The sequence below is a fragment of the Geobacillus sp. ZGt-1 genome (assembly GCF_001026865.1).
Taxonomy (GTDB): Bacteria; Bacillota; Bacilli; order Bacillales; family Anoxybacillaceae; genus Geobacillus; species Geobacillus thermoleovorans.
Genome location: NZ_LDPD01000025.1, coordinates 996 through 1,530 on the forward strand (window position 1 = coordinate 996; position 535 = coordinate 1,530).

General features: G+C 55.3%; 1 pseudogene. It reads right to left on the bottom strand.

Annotation, left to right across the window (positions count from 1 at the left end):
* Window positions 1-337: 337 nt before the first annotated feature.
* Window positions 338-535: pseudogene (locus tag VU18_RS20405) on the bottom strand (DUF6431 domain-containing protein); the annotation flags it as partial.

A 535-nucleotide genomic window follows, 5' to 3' on the forward strand; every position in this document is an offset into this window, starting at 1 on the left:
GCCCCCTTTTTTGTATCGGGCGCACCAATCCAGAATCGTCTTCGCCGCAATGGGTTTGTCCCCTTGATGGGGANTCGAGTGCACTCGCCCGCCCACCTCATTCAAATACGCTTTGGGCTCCACCTGGCCATTCACCAACGGAGCGATCAGCCCNTACCGAAACAGCGCGATGTCGTGTCTCATCGATTCATCCATCTGGATCTCCTCCCTGTCTCCCTGTGATGTTGGACCGTCCCGGTCCCCTCTACCCCCTATCTTACGAAACGGCTCGAGATTCGTCGAGAGGAAGGGTTTGTGGGAACATCAACCATCTCCATTTTTGGTGTTAAGTAGAAAATCAGGAAGTAATTTGATCCGCAAACGGATGCCACCTCTCGTTTGTCCACAGGTCTTGGATGATCGAGCCCACCCCCCGTCCCTCCAAGGTCTGCATCCACCAAACCGCCCGTTCTGTTCTTGCGTTCCCTACAGGGCCGATGATCCCCCACCTTCTCGCCGCCGCGTGATGCAAGCGAGAGAGATTCCGTAAAAATCG